The sequence below is a fragment of the uncultured Novosphingobium sp. genome (assembly GCF_964277725.1).
GTDB classification, from domain to species: Bacteria; Pseudomonadota; Alphaproteobacteria; order Sphingomonadales; family Sphingomonadaceae; genus Novosphingobium; species Novosphingobium fluoreni.
Genome location: NZ_CAXYKL010000085.1, coordinates 1 through 3,634, shown reverse-complemented (window position 1 = coordinate 3,634; position 3,634 = coordinate 1). Strand labels below are relative to the sequence as shown.

5 protein-coding genes and 1 pseudogene are annotated in these 3,634 nt (G+C 63.7%); 2 read left to right on the top strand and 4 right to left on the bottom strand.

Features of this window, described 5'->3' with window-relative positions; genetic code table 11:
• Positions 1-551 (top strand): N-acetylmuramidase domain-containing protein (locus ACHWRX_RS05000; protein WP_394658329.1); only part of this gene is annotated, 551 nt, incomplete at its 5' end.
• 52 nt (positions 552-603) lie between these two features.
• Here ACHWRX_RS05000 and ACHWRX_RS04995 read toward each other — a convergent pair.
• The 4 genes from ACHWRX_RS04995 to ACHWRX_RS04980 all read right to left on the bottom strand — a co-directional run bounded on the left by ACHWRX_RS04995 (position 604) and on the right by ACHWRX_RS04980 (position 2,461).
• Positions 604-774 carry a hypothetical protein gene (locus tag ACHWRX_RS04995; protein WP_288485822.1) on the bottom strand — a complete coding sequence of 57 codons (171 nt, stop codon included), beginning with the start codon at positions 772-774 and terminating at the stop codon, positions 604-606.
• A 67-nt stretch (positions 775-841) separates the two neighbouring features.
• The gene (locus ACHWRX_RS04990; protein ID WP_394658328.1) at positions 842-1,384 is read right to left on the bottom strand and encodes a septal ring lytic transglycosylase RlpA family protein; all 543 of its coding nucleotides are present in this window, start codon (positions 1,382-1,384) and stop codon (positions 842-844) included.
• 225 nt (positions 1,385-1,609) lie between these two features.
• Complete coding sequence (locus tag ACHWRX_RS04985) at positions 1,610-1,966, bottom strand: UrcA family protein (RefSeq protein WP_394658327.1); 357 nt, start codon at positions 1,964-1,966, stop codon at positions 1,610-1,612.
• Between the two features lie 327 nt (positions 1,967-2,293).
• On the bottom strand, positions 2,294-2,461 hold the full coding sequence (locus ACHWRX_RS04980) for a hypothetical protein (RefSeq protein WP_394658326.1): 168 nt from the start codon (positions 2,459-2,461) through the stop codon (positions 2,294-2,296).
• Between ACHWRX_RS04980 and ACHWRX_RS04975 the strand changes: the two are divergent.
• Positions 2,460-3,634, top strand: a pseudogene (locus tag ACHWRX_RS04975) (excinuclease ABC subunit A); the annotation flags it as partial. The gene ACHWRX_RS04980 and the pseudogene ACHWRX_RS04975 overlap by 2 nt on opposite strands.

Sequence of the window (3,634 nt, the reverse complement as noted above, 5' to 3'; positions counted from 1 at the left end):
TCGAGCGTGGGGGATATCTGGGCGGTGTGCGCGAATACGATCGCCTGCGCCGCGCCATCGCGCTAGACCGCAAGGCGGCGCTGGAATCCGCCAGTTGGGGCAAGTTCCAGCTGATGGGTTTCAATCATCAGGCTGCCGGCCATAGCTCGATCGACGGGTTCGTATCCGCTATTAAATCGGGCGAACCGGCGCAGCTTGATGGCTTCGTCACCTTCATCCGCTCACGTGGTCTCGACGATGAACTTCGCCGGCAGGACTGGACGGCGTTCGCGCGAGACTACAATGGGCCGGCCTTCGCCGAGAATGCCTACGACCGGAGGATGGCCGCGGCGTTTGCCGCGTTCACACCGGCCAGACCGTCCGCTGCTCCCGTTCTCCAATTGGGGGACAGTGGCGAGGCCGTGTCGCGGCTGCAATCGTTGCTGGGGCTTAAGCCGGACGGCGCATTCGGGCCCGGGACGAAGACCGCCGTCACCTCTTTCCAGAAAGCGCGGGACATTACGCCCGACGGCGTGGTCGGCGCGGGCACCTGGGCAGCGCTGCTGGCGTAAGCGCTCGCCCGCCGCCAGGCCTGGAAGGTAGGCGGCGGGGGTAGGGTCTCGGTCAGCGACCGGTGTGCTTTGCAGGCGAAGTGGCGGTGCTTTGGGGGCTGCCCTCGGCCAGCTTCTCATCCAGTCGCTTGTCGAAAACCAGCGAACCGGTCCGCCGGTCCATCGTGCTGCGGCGATAGGGGATTTCGTCGCCGATGGAATGGTTGGGCGATGTCTCGATCATGGCGCTCTCCGTTATCACATCTGCCTGATGCAATGCGGCGGATCGGGGGGAGGTTCCCGCTCCCGCGTCAAAGCGGGCCGACGCCCCGGACGAAGCGTTCGCGCAAGGTGGCCAGGACGCTGGGTGGTAGCGGTGCCAAATCGGAAGCCGTCTTGCCCTTGCGCAGTGCCGCGCGATCGCGTTCGGAAGGCTGGGCGACGCGCACCCGCACCGGACCGCGCCCCCGCTCCCGCATGCCGAGCAGTTCGGCGGCCCCGCGCGAAAGATCGATGATGCGCGTGCGCGAACTGAACGGCCCACGATCGTTGAGACGCACCAGGATGCGTTTCCCCGAGGTCAGCGACGTCACCTCGACATAGGTGGGCAATGGCAAGGTGGTATGCGCGCCGGTGATCCAGCCGGGGCGAAACTTCTCGCCGTTGGCGACGCGGTTGCCGCTTTCCGAGCCATACCAGCTGGCGTAACCCAGCATATCATAGCTGGGCTCTGCCGCCGGAACGTAGGTCGTACCGCGCACGGTGTAGGGCGCGCCGATCCGCACCGGCGTATCAGTGACCGGGCGATAGTGCCCCCCGCATGCCGCCAGCGTGGTGGCGGCGATAACAGCCATGGAAAGGTTTCGAAAGCCGTGATGCATCGCGACGGCTTAAAGCAACGGTCGGCATCTGGCCAAGTCAGGCCGATCCAACTGTTGAAAACCAATAACGCGAATAGGTCAGTTCGATAACTTACAGGCAATAGGCACGTAATTACTTTGCCTGGCGCAGATCGATAGGCCGCATGGGCCAAAAGGTCAGGGGCGGCGGCACGCACCGCCGCTCCTGCCTCTTTCAGATCACTGACCCAGCTTGCGCTCGGTGACAGCAGCCATCGCGACGCCGGTGCGGCGCGCGGTCTGGGCGATGGCGAGTTCGCGATTGGTGGTGGCAAGGGCCAGCGCCTCACGGCGGCAGCGGCGCATCTGTGCCATTTCCTTGAGGTCACGCGAGTCCGCGGTGCCGCAAACCGAGCGAACGGCGGAGTTGATGCGCGCATCGAAACGGCCGCGGCCTTGCGCGCTGGCAAGGTCAAGGTCGCCATACTGCACTTCGCGCGAAACTTCGACGCGGTTGGCATCGACCGAAGCGGCCGAAGCGGTGGCGGGCAGGGTAACGGAAGCGAGCGCGATGAACGCGAAGGTCTTGAGGGTCATGAGACAAGGTTTTCCTATCAGGCGGCTCGCGATGCCAAACATAAGACAGGCAACAGCCATCACACCGAACAACACGCGTTGTCGAAGCGAACAGGCAAAAGCCAACCACCATGTCAGGCAGCACGAACGGCCGCTCTTCGTCAGAATGACAACTATAGAGGGAATACCGGATGAGTTCTGGCACGCGATCTACAGAAATCGACTTAGATGCGACGCCGATGAACTTCAGGCTTGTTGCTGGCCGCACTAGACCGCGAAGATGACAGAATCAAGTTCGTAGAAGTATCCATGTGAAAAAAGTTACGAATTGGTGAACGGCTTGGTTTTTCAGTGATTTGGTATGAAAAAGAGCTGGTTGTCGATCCCGATGCGGCACAGAAACGCAGCGGCGTCGTGACCGTCGGGGCCGCGTTGCAATATCAGGATCGGCCCCCACATCCTGCGCCACGCCACCGGCTTGACCGACTCGAACATTTCCGGAACACCGCTGCCCATGAGCTTGACCCACATCACCGTGCGCGGCGCGCGCGAGCATAACCTCAAGGGCATCGACATTGCCTTGCCCCGCGACAAGTTGATCGTCATCACCGGGCTTTCCGGCTCGGGCAAGTCGAGCCTGGCGTTCGACACGATCTACGCCGAGGGGCAGCGCCGCTATGTCGAATCGCTGAGCGCCTATGCGCGCCAGTTCCTTGAGATGATGCAGAAGCCCGATGTCGAACATATCGACGGCCTCAGCCCCGCGATCTCGATCGAGCAGAAGACCACCAGCCGCAACCCGCGCTCGACCGTCGCCACGGTAACCGAGATCTGGGATTACATGCGCCTGCTGTGGGCGCGCGTCGGCATCCCCTATTCGCCCGCTACCGGCCTGCCGATCGAGGCGCAGACGGTGTCCAACATGGTCGACCGGGTGATGGCCCTGCCCGAAGGCACCCGCGCCTATCTGCTCGCGCCCGTCGTGCGCGGTCGCAAGGGTGAGTACCGCAAGGAACTGGCCGAGTGGCAGCGCGCCGGCTACACCCGCGTCCGGATCGATGGCGAGTTCTATGAGATCGAGGACGCGCCGGCGCTCGACAAGAAGTACAAGCACGACATCGAAGTGGTGATCGACCGTATCGCGGTGCGGGCGGGCATCGAGACGCGTCTGGCGGACTCGTTCGAGCAGGCGCTGAAGCTGGCCGAAGGGCTGGCCTATGTCGATCTGGCCGATACCACGGTGGCTGAGCTAAACGCCGCACCTACTTTGGTGTCGAGCGAAGGCGAGAAACCCAAGCGCGGTGCGAAACGTGTCTCGACGACGCTCGACACGAACGGTGAGGGAGGGGCGGAGCCCAAGCAGGCCCTCAAAGGCGCTGGCCTGCCGGCCAACCGCATCGTCTTCTCCGAGAAGTTCGCCTGCCCCGTCAGCGGCTTCACCATCGAGGAGATCGAGCCGCGCCTGTTCTCGTTCAACGCCCCGCAAGGCGCGTGCCCGGCCTGCGACGGCCTGGGCGAGAAGCTGCTGTTCGATCCCCAGCTGGTGGTCCCCAACGAAGGCCTTAGCCTGAAGCAGGGCGCGGTCGTGCCCTGGGCCAAGTCGAACCCGCCCAGCCCGTACTACATGCAGGTGCTCTCCAGCCTTGCCGCGCACTTCGGCTTCAAGCTGGAGACCAAGTGGGAGGAGCT

Coding starts and splice junctions, on each gene's coding strand:
- ACHWRX_RS04990 (WP_394658328.1), bottom strand. CDS start 1,384: ATGGCTGTTATCGCCGCCACCACGCTGGCGGCATGCGGGGGGCACTAT.
- ACHWRX_RS04980 (WP_394658326.1), bottom strand. CDS start 2,461: ATGGGCAGCGGTGTTCCGGAAATGTTCGAGTCGGTCAAGCCGGTGGCG.
- ACHWRX_RS04985 (WP_394658327.1), bottom strand. CDS start 1,966: ATGACCCTCAAGACCTTCGCGTTCATCGCGCTCGCTTCCGTTACCCTG.
- ACHWRX_RS04995 (WP_288485822.1), bottom strand. CDS start 774: ATGATCGAGACATCGCCCAACCATTCCATCGGCGACGAAATCCCCTAT.